Consider the following 16,377-nt stretch of genomic DNA (forward strand, 5'->3'; position numbering starts at 1 on the left):
ACATAAAAACGGTGAGGAGAGAACAGCATTGAAGGAGCGATATTCAAGACAAATTTTGTTCCCTCCGGTAGGGGAAAAAGGCCAGCAGGCATTGGCTGAAAGTCATGTCCTGATCGTTGGAGCTGGTGCACTTGGAACGGCATCTGCTGAAGGGCTTGTCCGGTCTGGAATCGGCACTTTGACAATGATAGATCGTGATTATGTAGAGTTCTCAAATTTACAGCGTCAGCAGCTCTATACAGAACATGATGCAAAGGCGCATGTGCCAAAAGCGATTGCGTCAAAAAAACGTCTCCAAGAGATCAATCATGAAGTGACCATACACGCCCTTATTGAAGATGCTGGGGCTGAGCTGTTAAGACCATTATTTCAGAGAGCGGATATCGTCATTGATGCGACAGATAATTTTGAGACAAGAATGGTGATGAATGATTTATCACTAGAAACGAAGACGCCGTGGATATATGGCGCCTGTGTGAGCAGTCAAGGGATGTATATGACCATACTGCCGAATAAAACGCCTTGTTTATCATGTGTTTTCACAGCAATGCCTGTTGGTGGTCTGACGTGTGATACAGCGGGGATTATTTCACCTGCTGTTCAAATGGTCTCTGCTTATCAGCAAACAGAAGCACTAAAATATTTAACTGGGCATGAAGATCAAATCGAGCGGAAGTTTGTCACATTTGATCTATGGCAGTCCACATCGTTTAAAATGGATTTATCTCGTACTAAGCAGCAGGACTGTCCATCTTGCGGCACGAAAAGAACCTACCCATATTTACACGATCAGCGTAAAAAAGCGACGGTCCTTTGCGGGCGGGACACAGTTCAAATCGTGTCAAAGGATTTAACGAATCTATCATTTGAGCATTTAAAAGAACGTCTGTCCTCTATTTGTGAGGTGGAAGTGAATGATTTTTTAATCCATGTACGCTATGAAACATACCGTATTGTCTGTTTCAAAGGAGGACGTGCATTAATCCATGGGACAAATGATGAAAAAGTAGCAAATTCATTACTAGCAAGACTGCTAGGCGTATAGGAGTGAGACGTGATGGAAAGACGACAGCCAATTCCAGTAGAAGAGGCCATGAAAAAAATCAACCAATATCAAAAGCATGGAGAAGTAGAATGGGTCCCTTTAAAGAATAGCCTTGGGAGGTTCATTGCAGAGGATATTGTGGCAGACCATGATGTTCCTGCCTTTGATCGATCTCCGTATGATGGTTTTGCACTTCGGGCAGAAGATACAAAAGAAGCATCAAGCGAGCATCCGATTGAATTTGAGGTCATCGATCATATTGGGGCAGGAATGGTCTCACCAAAAACCATTGGCCCATTTCAAGCCATTCGTATCATGACAGGTGCAAAGATTCCAGATGGAGCAAATGTCGTCATCATGATCGAACTCACAAAGACCTTCGAAAAAGACAGGAAACCTTTTATGTCGTTAAAAAGGCCGCTTCAAAAGGGACATAATATTTCTCGTCAAGGAGAAGAGACGCTCAAAGGGAAAGTGATGGTCAAAAAAGGAACAAAAGTGACCCCAGGCGTTACTGCCATCCTGGCGACGTTCGGATATGCAGTGGTGCCAGTTGTCAAAAAGCCGGTCATCGGCATTATCTCAACAGGCACAGAGCTTCTACAGGTAAGTGATGCAATGATGGACGGCAAAATTAGAAACAGTAATCTCAGTATGGTCTTTGCGCAGATTTTTGAAGCCGGAGGAGAGCCGCTTGATTTAGGTGGTGTATCCGATGATTTCGATCAAAGCTATCATGCAGTAAAAGCAGCCTTGAGCAAGGTAGACATGCTCATCACAACAGGCGGTGTGTCAGTGGGTGATTTTGACTTTCTGCCTGCTATTTATGAAAAGCTAGGTGCAGAGGTTTTGTTTAATAAAGTGGCCATGAGACCGGGCAGTGTGACGACCGTTGCTGCGTTGCCAAATGGTCAATTACTGTTTGGGCTGTCAGGAAATCCAGCTGCCTGTTTTGTTGGATTTGAATTATTTGTGAAACCGATCATCTATAGATGGTGCTTGAAAGAAAATCCATATCCTTCTTTTGCTTTGGCTGAGCTGACACATGATTTTCCAAAGGCCAATCCTTTTACTCGATTTGTCAGAGCAGCACTTCAATTCACTGGCAGCCAGCTGAGTGTGACGCCAACTGGTCTTGATAAATCAAGTGCGGTGACTTCTATTGCTGATGCCAACTGTTTCATCGCTTTGCCTGGGGGAACAAGAGGTTTTCAAGCAGGTGATCAGGTCAATGTTCTGCTATTTCAGCACGAAGGTGGTGGCTCTCCATGCTGGATGCCAAATTAAGCATATTACAGGTGGTTGGCTATCAAAATAGCGGCAAGACCACACTGATCGAAAAGTTATGTCAGCTGGCTGAACATGAGGGGCTTAAACTAGGCTGCTTTAAACATCATGGACATGGAGGGAAACCAGATCGTCTTTTTAAAGAAAAAGATACCGATCGATATGTTCAAGCGGGTGCATTTGCCGCAGGTGTCGAAGGAGAAGGTGAATGTCACTTTTCAATGCAGCACATGACGTTAGAACAATTGCTCATTATGTGTGAACATCTCCCGTTAGACGCCCTCCTGATAGAGGGATACAAACAGGCGCCTTATCGCAAAATCGTTTGCGTAAAGAATGAACAGGAGCTTATCGATCTTTCAACACTCTCCAATATACAAGCAGCCATTTATTTTTCTCAAGCGTTTCAGCTAACCGAAAATTACTCGTTTCCTGTGTTTTCAGCCTTTGAAAAGCGCGGGGTGACATGTGCTTTTAACTTATTGAAGGGGGGCAGCCTTGGTTGAATGAACTTTTTAGAATAAAAAAAGGGCCAATTGATGTGAATGAATTGATTCAGCATGTGACAAGACGAAAGGCAGGAGCTATTACGACGTTTATCGGGACGGTCAGAGAGTGGACAAATGGCAAAAAAACATTGCGTTTAACCTATGAAGCATACATACCAATGGCCGAAAGCATGCTAAGTCAAATTGGACAAGAAATCAAGAAGCAATGGCCTGATACTGAAGTCGCCATTATGCATCGTATTGGGACACTTGAGATATCTGACATTGCTGTCGCGATAGCCGTTTCGTCTCCTCATAGGAAGGCCGCATACGAAGCCAATGAATATGCTATTGAACGAATCAAGGAAATCGTTCCAATTTGGAAAAAAGAATACTGGGAAGACGGAGAGGCCTGGATAGGTGATCAGCTTGAAACGGTTTCTTATCCAGAAGGAAAACCTAGCGATCTTCAACTGAACGAAAAAGAAGGTGATCGGCATGATTAACGTATTATTGTTCGCCGGCCTTGCTGAGAAGGCCGGTAAACAACAAATCATCATTCAAAAAGATCAAACAACGGTTGATGAGATTAAATTAGAATTACAGGAGGTATATGGTGTTGATGCTGCACAAAACGTGATGGTTGCAGTCAACGAAATATATACGAGGGAAAATGCTGAAGTGCGTAGCGGGGACACTGTTGCACTCATTCCTCCTGTAAGTGGTGGATAATAGTTATTAGAGGATTTGGTTATGGCCAGCGGCTGTAACCAATTTTTTATGTGTGAAAAGCTTGTAGAGGTACTTGGGTATGATCTTCGTAAATAAAACATCCCCTTCGTGCTTTAGAAATGTGAGGGTCGAGCTGCTGGATGAGATCATACAATTCGCTGATTCGTCTCACATTAAAATCTGTTTGGGCTTGAAGCTGTTCTTTTAATTCTTTTGTGCTCACAATGCTTCCCTTTTTCTCTTTAATAATATCTACACATCTTGCAGCGTAGTATATTTTGTCATTAGAGGGTCTGCTTTCTTTCATATCAAGTAATTTGAGCTCATGATAAATCTGTTCCCTTTCCTTTCGAAAGTATTGCCATGCTTCTTGTTCCTTTTCATAAAGTAAAATCAATTGCATTTTCAATTTTTCTCTTAACATTCACTTGACTCCATTTCCACTATCATTTAACCTACCTCTATTTTACATTATATGAAAAAATAACGTTTGATCAAGTAAAATCCCTTTATTTTTATTTTTTTAATATGAAAGTATTGATACTAAAGTCTCTGTTGTTCTGTAAAAGAAACCAATCATAGTCCTATAAAGCCGAGATTTGTCGAAATTACTAGGATTATTTTAACAAAAAATTGGTGTGTCTACCTGTGACCATCCGAATCCAAAGGAAAAGGATATTTATTCCGATAGGCATGTTGTTTATTTGATAAAATGTTTTTAGGTAAGTAAAATCAGCGTTTTTTGATATGAATATCGTCTGGTCATGGTGTCATTTGGAGGGTGTCGTTCGTGAAAATAGAATAATAGAAATAGTCCTTCCTCTATGAAAATAAGAAAATCAAATGTTCTATTACTTATTGGCAATCTTTTGATAAAATAGAAAGAACAAGAGCGTGAATGTGCATTTCATACTTGCCTGACATAGAGAGGATGACATTTGATGAAAGAAAAAAGGCAAAAGCCCACGATCATAGGAGTGAGCACAAGACCAACAGAGCACCTGAAAAGAGTGTGGGAAAATCCGGTCGTTTGGCGGCCTTTATGCTGTGTGCTTGTTTTAACAGTCATTATCACTTATTTGTCTGAGCTGGTGAATGCAGGAATGTGGGCAGATTTAAGTTTGCCGATACCCGTTGTTTATGTGGTCACACTCATTGGTCTAATACTTGGGATTGTCATCAATGCTGCCATATATAGGTTCATCGTATTTTTAGCAAAAGGTGATGCTTCGTTTCAGCAGCTGTTTTCAGCGGTACTGTTTATTACACCAATTACGATCATTGGAACGATTATTTCTCATTTGGCGGTCATCCTTTTCCATGTTCCAAAAGATATCACTGTTACATCATTAAACGCACTGATTCAAGTCTCTGGTCCATGGCATGCTGTGTTAGCCAATTTCGATCTATTTGTGATCTGGAATCTTGTTTTAACAGGCTTTTTATTGATCCAAGTCGGCCGTATATCGCCGAGAATTTCTTGGATGATGATAGGAGTCTTTTATGTACTATCTTTCATTTTTCAATATGTAGGAACCACAATCAACATGTCAGTAAGCTGGGGGTAGAATGTCTTTATGAGAAAGAAAATCATCATCGGATCAATTTTTATCATTGTGATTGGTCTATTTATTGGATTTAACATTGCGAAAAATCAATCAAAGCCTGCTTCAACAGCAGCATTTAAAACAGTCAAACTCACGCCAAAAGAAATAACATCTACTGTGATGACACCTGGAACACTTTCATTCTCTGAAGAGCAATTCATTTATGTAGAAGAGGAAAAGGGAAAACTAAATGAAATTGCTGTTAAAGAAGGTGAAAAGGTAAAGGCTGGAAAGCCGCTCCTTACATATGAAAATAAGGAACTGGAGCTTGAAGAGCAGCAGCAAGCACTAGCGGCTGAATCAAGTACACTAAAACGCGAACAACTGCAAAATAGGCTCAGTGAATTAGATAAAAAACAAGCAGGTGAGTCTGGCTCCAATTCCAAAAACGAGCGAGATCAGCTTGAATTAGAACTGAAAGCAGCTGAATTAGAGCAAAAACAAGCTGAGCTTAACCAAGAAAAAGTAAAAGCACAGTTAGAAGATTTAACGATACATAGTAAAATTGAAGGAACAGTCATAACCATTGAGCAAGAGGCTGGAGCAGGGAAGCTAGAAGAGAGAGAGCCGATCATCCATATCGGCAATGAGAAAAAAATGATCGTGCGAGGTTTGATCTCTGAGTATGATGCCATAAAAATCAAAAAGAAACAAAAAGTAAAGGTAACATCTGATGTCATTCGCAGAAAAAGCTGGCAAGGAGTCGTGAAAAAAGTGGGGGTTGTTCCTGCCCGGGCAGCATCCGATACAACTGATGGCAATCAAACTGTTCAATATCCAGTTGAAATAGAAATAAAGGGAAAAAAACCTGAGGCAAAACCAGGTTTTAAAATGATCATGGAAATTGAAACAGACAAGCGCCAAGCGCAAACGATTCCTGAAACAGCAGTAAAAAAAGAAAATGATGGACAACAATACGTTTATGTTGTTGAGAAGAATGTACTGAAAAAAGTAAAAGTAGGCCTGGGGGAAACGTCAGGTCATGTTCTTGAAGTAACAAAAGGTTTAACAACAGCCGATCAAATCATTGCAAATCCATCTGATGACATGTATGACGGAATGGAAGTGAATGCTGAATGATTCAGCTTTCAAACGTGACAAAAAGCTATGAGGTCGCACAAGAAACATTTGATGTATTAAGTGAGATTGACCTTGTCATTGAAAAGGGCGAGTATATGTCGATTATGGGGCCGTCCGGCTCTGGGAAGTCGACGTTAATGAATATCATTGGCTGTTTAGACCGCCCAACCTCAGGGCAATATCATTTTCAAGGAACAGAGCTGTCAGCAGCAAAGGATCAAGAGCTCGCAGTGATTCGAAATCAATCCATTGGGTTTGTTTTTCAGCAATTTCATTTGCTGCCTAGATTAAATGCGAGGAAAAATGTTGAACTCCCGATGATTTACGCTGGTATCGGTCAAAAGGAAAGAAAAGAACGTGCGGAAATTGCACTTCAAAAGGTTGGTTTGGCAGATCGAATGAAACATATGCCAAGTGAGTTGTCAGGAGGTCAAAAGCAAAGAGTGGCGATTGCACGTGCGATTGTCAATGAGCCTCAGCTTATCTTAGCGGATGAACCGACAGGCGCTCTTGACTCAAAAACAAGCTTCTCAATTATGGAACAGTTTACACAGCTGAATGAGGAAGGGACAACGATTGTGCTTGTGACTCATGAAGAAGAAATAGCTGCATATACAAACCGGACGGTCGTTGTGAGAGATGGCCGCCTTGTTGAAGATAGTTGGAAGCAAGGGGACGCTATGAATGAAACTCTTTGAAAATATCAAAATAGCGCTGAATTCTGTTTTAGCTCATAAATTACGTTCTATTTTAACGATGCTTGGGATTATTATTGGTGTTGGGTCGGTGATTGCAGTCGTTGCCATCGGTCAAGGCGGTGAGCAAATGTTGAAAGAATCGATTTCAGGGCCAAACAATACCATTGATATGACGTATACGCCTTCTGATGAAGAGTTAAATGCGAATCCAAATGCCTTATTTGAAGCCGTATTTACTGAAGAAGACATACAAAGCATTAAGACAATCGATGGGGTGAAACAGGTCGCCTCCTCGACTGCACAAGGAATGCAATTGAGATTTCAAGATACGACAGTTGATGCTACAGTTAATGGTATGAATGAAGGTTATATGAATGTGCATTCACTTCAAATAGCAGAAGGACAGGATTTAAAAGATATTGACTTTAGAAGCGGCAGAAGAGCAGCTATCATCTCAGAAGGTGTAAAAAAAGAACTGTTTCATGGACAAAAGGCATTAGGCGAGATGATTTGGATGAACGGACAGCCTGTTGAAGTCATCGGTGTTTTAGCAAAACAGGAAGGAATGTTTTCATTTGATATGAATGAAATATATGTCCCATTTGCGATGCTCACCTCAACATTTGGTTTAAATGAATATGATAAGTTGTCTATTCAAGTAGCGCATGCTGACCAAATGAAGGAAGTAGGGAAAAACGCCGCTGCTTTATTAAATGAAAATCACCATACAGAAGACGCTTACGAAATGATCAATATGGAAGAAATAGCTGCAGGCATCGGCCAAATTACGTCTGTTATGACAACGATCATTGGCTCAATTGCCGGTATCTCCTTACTTGTCGGCGGCATCGGTGTCATGAATATTATGCTCGTTTCTGTGACAGAGAGGACAAGGGAAATCGGTATTCGAAAGGCGCTTGGGGCAACCAGGGCTCAAATACTCGTTCAGTTTTTAATCGAGTCTGTTGTTTTAACACTCATCGGCGGGTTGATGGGGATCGCACTTGGCTTAGGCGGTGCCTCGCTAGTGTCACTATTTGCCGGCTGGCCGTCTCTTGTGTCGTGGCAAGTGGTGTGTGGAGGTGTACTGTTTAGTATGCTCATTGGGATTATTTTTGGGTTAATCCCTGCGAATAAAGCAGCAAGACTTGATCCTATTGAATCGCTCAGGTATGAATAATACTGAGAAGAAAAAGAGCAGCAAATAGTGTGACTTCACCATCTGAAGCTTTTATGCAAATCGCATAAAAGCTTTTTTTAGTTCCATTGAATGAAATGAAAAATGATAGAAATGCTAATACCATGACTTTCATCTTAATGTCACATATTTTTCAGTTTACAAATGGTACATATAAAGGTAAGATGACCATGGTGAAAGATTTTGATAGTTATTGAATGTATTTGATTGTTTTGTATTGATAATGTTGAAAAAAGCGATTACAATAAAGGTGCGCGCAAAATGAATACGTTTTCAAAAGGGGGTGTTTTCATGTTAACACCGGAAAGACATCAACTCATTATCGACTGTTTGGAAGAAAATGATGTCATCAAAATACAGGACTTAACGATTATGACGGATGCGTCGGAATCTACAATCAGAAGAGATTTATCAGCCCTTGAAGAAAAAGGATTCCTCAAAAGAGTTCATGGGGGAGCAGCCAAGATATCAAGTATCCGTCTTGAACCAGATGTATATGAGAAATCTGCCAAAAACCTTCAAGAAAAGTCATTGATTGCAGAGGCAGCTGCTTCACTTTTAAAACAAGGCGATTGTATTTATTTAGATGCTGGTACGACAACACAGCAAATGATTGAATATATTGATCCAGATCAAGATATTGTTGTGGTGACAAACGGTGTTATGCACATTGAAGCACTCATGAGAAAAGGGATTTCTTTTTACCTGATAGGCGGATCAGTAAAGCATCGAACAGGAGCCATGGTGGGGGCCGCAGCTTTGACAGCGATGGAAAATTACCGTTTTGACAAAAGTTTTGTTGGGACGAACGGCATTCATCCCGAGGCAGGGTTTACAACACCTGATCCAGAGGAAGCGCTCATGAAAAAAAGAGCCATGAAGCAGGCGAAAAAAACCTATATCTTATCAGATGCCTCAAAGTTTGGCGAAATATCGTTTTCAGCCTTTGCTAGTTTACAGGAAGCGACCATTATCACAAACGATGCAAAAGAGGATTCATTCGATAATTACCATGAAAAAACGGTTATAAAGGTAGTGAAAACATGATTTATACAGTTACTTTAAACCCATCAGTTGATTACATCGTACACGTGGAGGATTTTGCTGTCGGCGATTTAAATCGTTCAACCTATGACAAAAAATATCCAGGTGGTAAAGGAATCAATGTCTCAAGGCTTTTAAAACGTCACGGTGTTGAATCAAAAGCACTTGGATTCATTGGCGGATTTACAGGCACATATATTCAAAACTTTTTACAAAATGAACAATTACAAACAGCCTTTCACGAGGTGTCAGAAGATACACGAATCAATGTGAAACTAAAAACTGGTGAAGAAACAGAAATCAACGGACTGGGTCCAACTATTACGGAAGTGCAATTTGAGTCGTTTCTATCCCAATTTACTTCATTGACTGAAGGAGATGTCGTTGTATTAGCTGGCAGCATTCCTTCTTCATTGCCTCATAACACTTATGAGCGTATTGCTGAAGTTTGTGAGCAGCAAGGTGTAAGAGTTGTCCTTGATATTTCTGGGGAAGCGTTAAAAAAAGCAGCACATATGAAACCGTTCTTAATGAAACCAAACCATCATGAGTTAGGTGAAATGTTTGAGACGAGTATTTCATCAGCGGCAGAAGCCATCCCTTATGGGAAAAAGCTGTTAGACCAAGGTGCTGAACATGTCATCGTATCCATGGCAGGAGACGGAGCCCTTTTGTTCAGTAAAGAAGGGATCTATCAGTCGAATGTTCCGAAGGGTACACTCATCAACTCAGTTGGTGCAGGAGATTCAGTCGTTGCAGGATTTTTAGCCGGCGTTTCTAAAGGTCTTTCCATTGAAGAGTCATTTAAGCTTGGTGTTACATCAGGAAGCGCTACAGCGTTTTCTGAGGAACTTGGAACAAAAGAGCTTGTCGACACACTATTACCACAAGTAAAAGTCACACGCATTTAAAGGAGGAGTCATCATGAAAATTACAGAACTACTCACGAAGCATACGATTAAGCTTCAATTAGATAGCCAGCAGAAAGAAGCAGTGATTGAAGAGCTGGTGACTGTATTAGATACAGCAGGTAAATTAAATGATAAAGAAGGCTACAAAGAAGCTGTCATCAATCGTGAAAAACAGAGCTCTACTGGTATTGGCGAAGGAATTGCGATTCCGCACGCTAAAACATCAAGTGTGAAAGAACCTGCCATTGCATTTGGCCGCTCGACTGCTGGTGTAGACTATGAATCACTAGACGGACAGCCAAGTCATCTAGTCTTTATGATTGCAGCAACTGAAGGCGCAAACAACACGCATTTAGAAGCACTTTCTCGTTTATCAACACTTCTCATGCGCGAAGAAATCCGAAAGCAGCTGCTCGAAGCGGCTACTGAAGATGAAATCATCGACATCATCAATACGCATGATCAAGACGATGAAGAAGAAGAGGAAGTTAAAGAAGAACCGGCAGCATCAGGAAAACCTGCTAAGATCTTAGCGGTAACAGCTTGTCCAACGGGCATTGCGCATACATTTATGGCGGCAGATGCTTTGAAAGAAAAAGCAAAAGAAATGGGCGTTGACATTAAAGTTGAGACAAATGGCTCTAGTGGAATTAAACATGCCCTTACAGCAAAAGAAATTGAAGAAGCGCCAGCCATCATTGTGGCAGCGGATAAGCAAGTCGAAATGGAACGCTTTAAAGGCAAACATGTCATTGAAGTACCTGTGACAGCTGGAATTCGCCGCCCGCAGGAATTGATCGAAAAAGCAATCAATCAGGATGCACCGATTTATAAAGGTTCAGGCGGAGGTTCTTCAAAAGACGAAAATGAATCATCAGGCAGCGGAAGAAGTGGATTTTATAAGCACTTAATGAGCGGCGTGAGCAACATGCTTCCATTTGTTGTTGGAGGCGGTATCCTCGTTGCGATTTCATTCTTCTGGGGTATTAAGTCGGCGGATCCTAATGACCCTTCCTTCAATTCATTTGCAGCTGTATTAAAAGGAATTGGCGGAGATAATGCGCTTGCCTTAATCGTTGCTGTATTAGCTGGATTTATCGCCATGAGTATTGCAGACCGTCCAGGTTTTGCGCCAGGTATGGTCGGTGGATTTATGGCCTCTGCTGCAGGTGCTGGATTCTTAGGCGGACTAATTGCTGGTTTCCTTGCTGGTTACATCGTGGTGCTCTTGAAAAAAGTATTCACAATCGTACCGCAGTCGCTCGATGGCATTAAACCGGTTCTGCTGTATCCATTGTTCGGTATTTTCTTTACAGGCATTATCATGCATTATATTGTCAATACACCAGTTAAAATGGTGATGGACGGATTAACACACTGGCTTGAATCACTAGGTACTGGAAACCTTGTACTAATGGGCATTATTTTAGCTGGTATGATGGCGATTGATATGGGTGGCCCAATTAACAAAGCGGCTTACACATTTGGTCTTGCTATGATTGCTGCTGGCAACTATGCACCGCATGCTGCTATTATGGCAGGCGGAATGGTTCCACCACTAGGTATTGCTCTTGCGACAACGATCTTTAGAAATAAATTCTCAAAACGTGACCGCGAAGCAGGTATTACATGCTACTTCATGGGGGCCGCTTTCATCACCGAAGGGGCGATTCCGTTTGCAGCGGCAGATCCTCTGCGCGTGATTCCTTCAGCCGTCGTTGGCGCAGCAGTTGCTGGCGGATTAACGGAATTCTTTAGAGTCACGCTTCCTGCACCACACGGCGGACTATTCGTTTTCTGGGTTACAAATCATCCGGTTCTTTATATCATCAGCATCTTAATCGGTGCTGTTGTCACAGCGCTTTTACTTGGTATTTTGAAAAAACCAGTCAAACAAGAAGCGTAATTCAGAAGAGAAGCATCGTGAAGAACGGTGCTTCTTTTTGTTTAATGATCAACAAATTAGGAAAAAATAGCTAAATGGATGGTTGTCTTGTGAATTTTTAATTGACATGTGATAAAGTAAAGTTATTCAATTCACGTTTCAAGTCTTTTAGCAGAAAGCCTTAGGAGGAAGCAGTATTTTGAACGAAGAAAACAAACAAAACGAAAATGACATTCAATCTGATGCGAAGCAAGCCAAAACAGAGAAGAAAAGTTCACTGTTTGAATGGATCAAAGCCATTTTGATTGCACTTGCACTTGTCTTTCTCATCCGTACGTTCATATTTGAGCCGTATGTGGTGGAAGGAGAGTCAATGGACCCAACCCTTCATGACGGAGAAAAGCTGTTTGTAAACAAAACCATTAACTATCTCGGTGGTGTCAAACGCGGTGACATCGTCATTATAAATGGAAAAGATGGTCAGAAAATTCATTATGTAAAACGATTGATCGGCCTTCCAGGCGACACGATTGAAATGAAGGATGATACCCTTTACATTAATGGCAAAAAAGTAAATGAGCCTTATTTAAAAGAGAACAAGGTGCATGCGAAAGAGTATGAGGTGCATTTGACAGGGGATTTTGGTCCGGTGAAAGTACCGAAAAACGATTACTTTGTGATGGGTGACAACAGACTTAATTCCATGGACAGCCGAAATGGACTTGGACTCATTGAAAAGGATCGTATTGTCGGGACATCAGAATTTGTTTTCTTCCCATTTGGTGACATTCGACAAACACAATAAAAGCACCCTTCTCCCTTCTCAAGGCGTGAGAAAGGTGCTTGAATGGACGACCTTTAAAAGAAGGGTCGTTTTTAATTTGGCGTGAGCATCGTGACAATGATCACAATGGCCAAAACAGAAGCGAACACAGACCCGGTGATGGCTAAAACGGATCGAAACAATCCGATCTTTTGATTTTCTTTTCCCCGCTTTTGTAAAAAGCGTTTGGAAAAGAGGTGGACCAGTGTGTAAATGAGAACAAGCCCAATATAAAGACCAAAGTGCTTCGCGTTAAATCCTGTTGCAGATAAATAAATGCCCATAAAGAAAATCAATAAACAGTATTCCATGAGTGTGAGTAATCTCAAATTGCATGAACTCCTTCAACAAATCATTCCAACTTATTATACCATAATGGACAAAAAGCCTTTGTTCTGAGAGAGAGACGTTTCTATCAAACGTTATTCATGTTATACTTCATAATGATGAATGAGTGATGGAGGATTAATAAATGATTGCAGTAAATAATGTTAGTTTGCGCTTTGCTGATCGTAAACTATTTGAAGAAGTAAATATTAAGTTCACTCCTGGCAACTGCTACGGACTAATTGGTGCCAACGGAGCTGGTAAATCAACGTTCCTAAAGATTCTTTCTGGAGAAATTGATGCTCAAACTGGCGATGTTCATATGAGCCCTGGTGAACGTTTAGCGATTTTAAAACAGAACCACTTTGAATACGAAGAGTTTGAAGTGTTAAAGGTCGTCATCATGGGTCATAAACGTCTATATGATGTGATGCAGGAAAAAGATGCGATCTATATGAAACCTGATTTCTCAGATGAAGACGGGATTCGTGCAGCGGAGCTTGAAGGTGAGTTCGCTGAGTTAAACGGTTGGGAAGCAGAAAGTGAAGCAGCAATCCTATTAAAAGGTCTTGGCATTCCAGAGAGCCTTCAATCAAAGAAAATGTCTGAGCTTGGCGGTTCTGAAAAGGTCAAAGTATTACTAGCCCAAGCTTTATTCGGTAAACCTGACGTTCTTCTTCTTGATGAGCCAACGAACCACTTGGACTTACAAGCGATTCAGTGGCTGGAAGAATTCTTAATTAACTTTGAAAATACCGTTATCGTCGTATCGCATGATCGTCACTTCTTAAACAAAGTGTGTACTCATATTGCGGACCTTGACTTTGGAAAAATCCAAGTATATGTCGGTAACTATGATTTTTGGTATGAATCCAGCCAATTGGCACTCAAACTAAGCCAAGATGCAAATAAGAAAAAAGAAGAACAAATTAAGCAGCTTCAAGAGTTCGTTGCCCGGTTCAGTGCGAACGCTTCTAAATCGAAGCAAGCGACATCAAGAAAGAAATTGCTTGATAAGATCTCTCTAGATGACATTAAGCCATCGTCTCGTAAATATCCGTATGTTCATTTTGCGCCAGAGCGTGAAATTGGAAATGATGTCCTTCAAGTAGAAGGTCTATCAAAAACGATTGACGGCGTGAAAGTACTTGATAACGTCAGCTTTATTATGAACCGCGAAGATAAAATTGCGTTCTTAAGCCGTAATGAGCTTGCTGTGTCCACTTTATTTAAAATCCTTGCTGGTGAGATGGAGCCAGACAGCGGGACGTTTAAATGGGGCGTAACAACGTCTCAAGCCTTTTTCCCGAAAGACAATAGTGAATACTTTGAAGGAAGCGACTTAGATCTTGTGGATTGGCTGCGTCAATATTCCCCTAATGATCAAAGTGAAAGCTTCTTACGAGGCTTCTTAGGACGTATGCTTTTCTCTGGAGAAGAAGTAAAGAAAAAAGCAAGTGTCTTATCAGGAGGAGAAAAGGTTCGTTGTATGTTATCAAAAATGATGCTGTCTGGAGCGAATATTCTGCTGTTAGATGAGCCGACGAACCATTTAGACCTAGAATCCATTACAGCGCTGAATAACGGCTTAATGAGCTTTAAAGGGGCTATGCTCTTCTCATCTCATGACCATCAGTTTGTTGAAACGGTTGCAAACCGTATGATCGAAGTGACGCCAAATGGCATTGTTGATAAACAAACAACATATGATGAGTTTTTAGCAGATCAAGACATTCAAAAGAGACTCAACGAGCTTTATGCGTAAATAAGAAAAGACATCCACATGGATGTCTTGGCGTGTAGACAAACCCTCGCATTCTTTGTCAGGTCTGCGCTTCGGTGCTCACGAATGTCAAATTCGCTCCGCTCGGGTGCTCGTCCTTCCTAGACTGCAAAGGTTTTCTATCACGCTGAAAAAAGAAGACAAAGGGGCTAAAATAAAGATCATTTTAGCCCTTTGTCAACAATCTAAGACATCCACATGGATGTCTTTTTTTGATTAAAAAGCCCAATTTCCATTACGGAAGATCGGTTCACGCTTCCCGTCTTTTGTGATTCCATCAATATTCATTTCTTTTGAACCAATCATGAAATCGACGTGTGTAATGCTGCTGTTGACACCAGCTGCGTCTAATTCCTCTCGTTTCATCTCTTTTCCGCCTTCGATATTAAACGCATAACCGCTGCCGATGGCAAGGTGGTTCGATGCATTTTCATCGTAAAGTGTATTGTAATAGAGGATATCCGAGTTTGAAATCGGTGAATCATCTGGTACGAGGGCAACCTCGCCTAAATAATGAGAACCTTCATCTGTTTCAACCAGTGATGTTAAGATATCTTCGCCTTCTTTAGCTTTGACATCCACAATCCGGCCATTTTCAAAGGTTAATGTGAATTCATCAATGATATTTCCGGCATAGCTGAGCGGCTTTGTACTTGAGACAATACCGTTCACACCATCTTTTTTAGGTACGGTAAATACTTCTTCTGTCGGCATATTGGCCATGAAAGATACACCGCGCTCACTCACGCTGCCAGCTCCTACCCAAATATGCTGCTCTGGGAGCTCGATCGTTAAATCTGTACCTGGTGCTGCATAGTGCAGCTTATGGTAGTGACGCTCATTTAATACTTTTACTTTTTCATTGAGTGACTCATCATGCTTTTTCCACGCATCAACAGGATCTGCTTGATCAGCACGTGCGACTTTAAAGATTTGATCCCATAATAAAGCGACAGCCTCTTCATCTGTATGGTCAGGGAAAATCTTTTTCGCCCAGTCTTTTGATGCAGCACCTACGACCGTCCAAGCGACTTTGTCAGATTGGACGTATTGACGATATGTATGAAGTGCTGAACCAGCAGCCTTTTGCTGTGCAGCGATTTTTTTCGAGTCAATGCCTCGCAGAAGGTCAGGGCTTTCCGACAAGATGGTAATAAAAGCGCCGCCGCGTTTTGCGATGGTTTCCATCATCTGTGCTTCCCATTCCGGAAATTGCTCAAAAACATCCTGTGGTGCATGTTCGTATTTTAAACGGGTGAGAACACCATCACTCCAGCGGATATGTACGTTTTTCGCCCCGCGCTCATACGCGTGTTTTGCCACAAGACGAACAAGGTCTGCAGATTCCGTAAACGCCGATACGACCACTTCCTGTCCTTTTTGAACATTCACACCGACTTCAACGATGGTCTTTGCATATTGATCTAGTTGTTTTTTGAATGAACTCATAAAAAACCCTCCTTTAGTCA

17 protein-coding genes are annotated in these 16,377 nt (G+C 41.3%); 14 read left to right on the top strand and 3 right to left on the bottom strand.

Annotated features, from left to right (window positions below; genetic code table 11):
• Positions 1 to 28 precede the first annotated feature (28 nt).
• Genes ACYH0L_RS06755 through moaD form a run of 5 tightly spaced genes read left to right on the top strand, consistent with a single transcriptional unit; the run spans position 29 to position 3,552 of the window.
• Positions 29 to 1,045 carry a thiazole biosynthesis adenylyltransferase ThiF gene (locus ACYH0L_RS06755; RefSeq protein WP_249704666.1) on the top strand — a complete coding sequence of 339 codons (1,017 nt, stop codon included), beginning with the start codon at positions 29 to 31 and terminating at the stop codon, positions 1,043 to 1,045.
• A gap of 9 nt (positions 1,046 to 1,054) precedes the next feature.
• Positions 1,055 to 2,332, top strand: a complete 1,278-nt coding sequence (locus ACYH0L_RS06760) for a molybdopterin molybdotransferase MoeA (RefSeq protein ID WP_180275571.1) — start codon at positions 1,055 to 1,057, stop codon at positions 2,330 to 2,332.
• A complete protein-coding gene (gene mobB / locus ACYH0L_RS06765) occupies positions 2,314 to 2,838 on the top strand; it encodes a molybdopterin-guanine dinucleotide biosynthesis protein B (protein WP_327925458.1) in 525 nt (174 codons plus the stop codon). Before ACYH0L_RS06760 ends, mobB begins: the two co-directional genes overlap by 19 nt.
• The gene (locus ACYH0L_RS06770) at positions 2,835 to 3,326 is read left to right on the top strand and encodes a molybdenum cofactor biosynthesis protein MoaE (RefSeq protein WP_327925457.1); all 492 of its coding nucleotides are present in this window, start codon (positions 2,835 to 2,837) and stop codon (positions 3,324 to 3,326) included. Before mobB ends, ACYH0L_RS06770 begins: the two co-directional genes overlap by 4 nt.
• The gene (moaD, locus tag ACYH0L_RS06775; protein WP_041108823.1) at positions 3,319 to 3,552 is read left to right on the top strand and encodes a molybdopterin converting factor subunit 1; all 234 of its coding nucleotides are present in this window, start codon (positions 3,319 to 3,321) and stop codon (positions 3,550 to 3,552) included. The genes ACYH0L_RS06770 and moaD overlap by 8 nt, the downstream gene beginning before the upstream one ends.
• 46 nt (positions 3,553 to 3,598) lie before the next feature.
• Here the strand turns inward: moaD and ACYH0L_RS06780 are convergent, their stop codons facing one another.
• On the bottom strand, positions 3,599 to 3,976 hold the full coding sequence (locus ACYH0L_RS06780) for a Rok-like winged helix domain-containing protein (protein WP_099728743.1): 378 nt from the start codon (positions 3,974 to 3,976) through the stop codon (positions 3,599 to 3,601).
• Positions 3,977 to 4,493: 517 nt separating this feature from the next.
• On the opposite strand from ACYH0L_RS06780, the gene yknW reads away from it, so the two are divergent.
• From yknW to lepB, 8 genes are all read left to right on the top strand, one after another.
• Positions 4,494 to 5,120, top strand: a complete 627-nt coding sequence (yknW, locus tag ACYH0L_RS06785; protein ID WP_099728744.1) for a YknW family membrane protein — start codon at positions 4,494 to 4,496, stop codon at positions 5,118 to 5,120.
• Between the two features lie 9 nt (positions 5,121 to 5,129).
• The gene (locus tag ACYH0L_RS06790; RefSeq protein ID WP_327925456.1) at positions 5,130 to 6,239 is read left to right on the top strand and encodes an efflux RND transporter periplasmic adaptor subunit; all 1,110 of its coding nucleotides are present in this window, start codon (positions 5,130 to 5,132) and stop codon (positions 6,237 to 6,239) included.
• The gene (locus ACYH0L_RS06795) at positions 6,236 to 6,937 is read left to right on the top strand and encodes an ABC transporter ATP-binding protein (protein WP_249704673.1); all 702 of its coding nucleotides are present in this window, start codon (positions 6,236 to 6,238) and stop codon (positions 6,935 to 6,937) included. Before ACYH0L_RS06790 ends, ACYH0L_RS06795 begins: the two co-directional genes overlap by 4 nt.
• Positions 6,924 to 8,117, top strand: a complete 1,194-nt coding sequence (locus ACYH0L_RS06800; protein WP_099728747.1) for an ABC transporter permease — start codon at positions 6,924 to 6,926, stop codon at positions 8,115 to 8,117. The genes ACYH0L_RS06795 and ACYH0L_RS06800 overlap by 14 nt, the downstream gene beginning before the upstream one ends.
• A 309-nt stretch (positions 8,118 to 8,426) precedes the next feature.
• Positions 8,427 to 9,182, top strand: coding sequence for a DeoR/GlpR family DNA-binding transcription regulator (locus ACYH0L_RS06805; protein ID WP_099728748.1), 756 nt, complete (start codon positions 8,427 to 8,429; stop codon positions 9,180 to 9,182).
• Positions 9,179 to 10,090: a 1-phosphofructokinase gene (gene pfkB, locus ACYH0L_RS06810; RefSeq protein ID WP_230031173.1), complete on the top strand. Its 912-nt coding sequence runs from the start codon at positions 9,179 to 9,181 to the stop codon at positions 10,088 to 10,090. The genes ACYH0L_RS06805 and pfkB overlap by 4 nt, the downstream gene beginning before the upstream one ends.
• Before the next feature lie 13 nt (positions 10,091 to 10,103).
• Entirely contained in the window at positions 10,104 to 11,996 is a 1,893-nt protein-coding gene (locus ACYH0L_RS06815; RefSeq protein ID WP_230031174.1) for a PTS fructose transporter subunit IIABC, read from the top strand.
• 211 nt (positions 11,997 to 12,207) lie between these two features.
• Positions 12,208 to 12,780 carry a signal peptidase I gene (gene lepB, locus ACYH0L_RS06820; protein ID WP_327925469.1) on the top strand — a complete coding sequence of 191 codons (573 nt, stop codon included), beginning with the start codon at positions 12,208 to 12,210 and terminating at the stop codon, positions 12,778 to 12,780.
• Between the two features lie 71 nt (positions 12,781 to 12,851).
• On the opposite strand, the gene ACYH0L_RS06825 is transcribed toward lepB, so the two are convergent.
• Positions 12,852 to 13,127: a hypothetical protein gene (locus tag ACYH0L_RS06825; RefSeq protein WP_230031175.1), complete on the bottom strand. Its 276-nt coding sequence runs from the start codon at positions 13,125 to 13,127 to the stop codon at positions 12,852 to 12,854.
• Between the two features lie 143 nt (positions 13,128 to 13,270).
• Here ACYH0L_RS06825 and ACYH0L_RS06830 point away from each other — a divergent pair, with 143 nt between their 5' ends.
• A complete protein-coding gene (locus ACYH0L_RS06830; RefSeq protein ID WP_034324367.1) occupies positions 13,271 to 14,890 on the top strand; it encodes an ABC-F family ATP-binding cassette domain-containing protein in 1,620 nt (539 codons plus the stop codon).
• Positions 14,891 to 15,124: 234 nt separating this feature from the next.
• On the opposite strand, the gene ACYH0L_RS06835 is transcribed toward ACYH0L_RS06830, so the two are convergent.
• Complete coding sequence (locus ACYH0L_RS06835; protein WP_099728753.1) at positions 15,125 to 16,357, bottom strand: aminopeptidase; 1,233 nt, start codon at positions 16,355 to 16,357, stop codon at positions 15,125 to 15,127.
• Positions 16,358 to 16,377: the final 20 nt, after the last annotated feature.

This window comes from Bacillus sp. MC1252 (assembly GCF_056838025.1).

Coding starts and splice junctions, on each gene's coding strand:
- mobB (WP_327925458.1), top strand. CDS start 2,314: ATGCTGGATGCCAAATTAAGCATATTACAGGTGGTTGGCTATCAAAAT.
- moaD (WP_041108823.1), top strand. CDS start 3,319: ATGATTAACGTATTATTGTTCGCCGGCCTTGCTGAGAAGGCCGGTAAA.
- ACYH0L_RS06780 (WP_099728743.1), bottom strand. CDS start 3,976: ATGTTAAGAGAAAAATTGAAAATGCAATTGATTTTACTTTATGAAAAG.
- yknW (WP_099728744.1), top strand. CDS start 4,494: ATGAAAGAAAAAAGGCAAAAGCCCACGATCATAGGAGTGAGCACAAGA.
- ACYH0L_RS06790 (WP_327925456.1), top strand. CDS start 5,130: ATGAGAAAGAAAATCATCATCGGATCAATTTTTATCATTGTGATTGGT.
- ACYH0L_RS06795 (WP_249704673.1), top strand. CDS start 6,236: ATGATTCAGCTTTCAAACGTGACAAAAAGCTATGAGGTCGCACAAGAA.
- ACYH0L_RS06800 (WP_099728747.1), top strand. CDS start 6,924: ATGAAACTCTTTGAAAATATCAAAATAGCGCTGAATTCTGTTTTAGCT.
- ACYH0L_RS06805 (WP_099728748.1), top strand. CDS start 8,427: ATGTTAACACCGGAAAGACATCAACTCATTATCGACTGTTTGGAAGAA.
- pfkB (WP_230031173.1), top strand. CDS start 9,179: ATGATTTATACAGTTACTTTAAACCCATCAGTTGATTACATCGTACAC.
- ACYH0L_RS06815 (WP_230031174.1), top strand. CDS start 10,104: ATGAAAATTACAGAACTACTCACGAAGCATACGATTAAGCTTCAATTA.
- ACYH0L_RS06830 (WP_034324367.1), top strand. CDS start 13,271: ATGATTGCAGTAAATAATGTTAGTTTGCGCTTTGCTGATCGTAAACTA.
- ACYH0L_RS06835 (WP_099728753.1), bottom strand. CDS start 16,357: ATGAGTTCATTCAAAAAACAACTAGATCAATATGCAAAGACCATCGTT.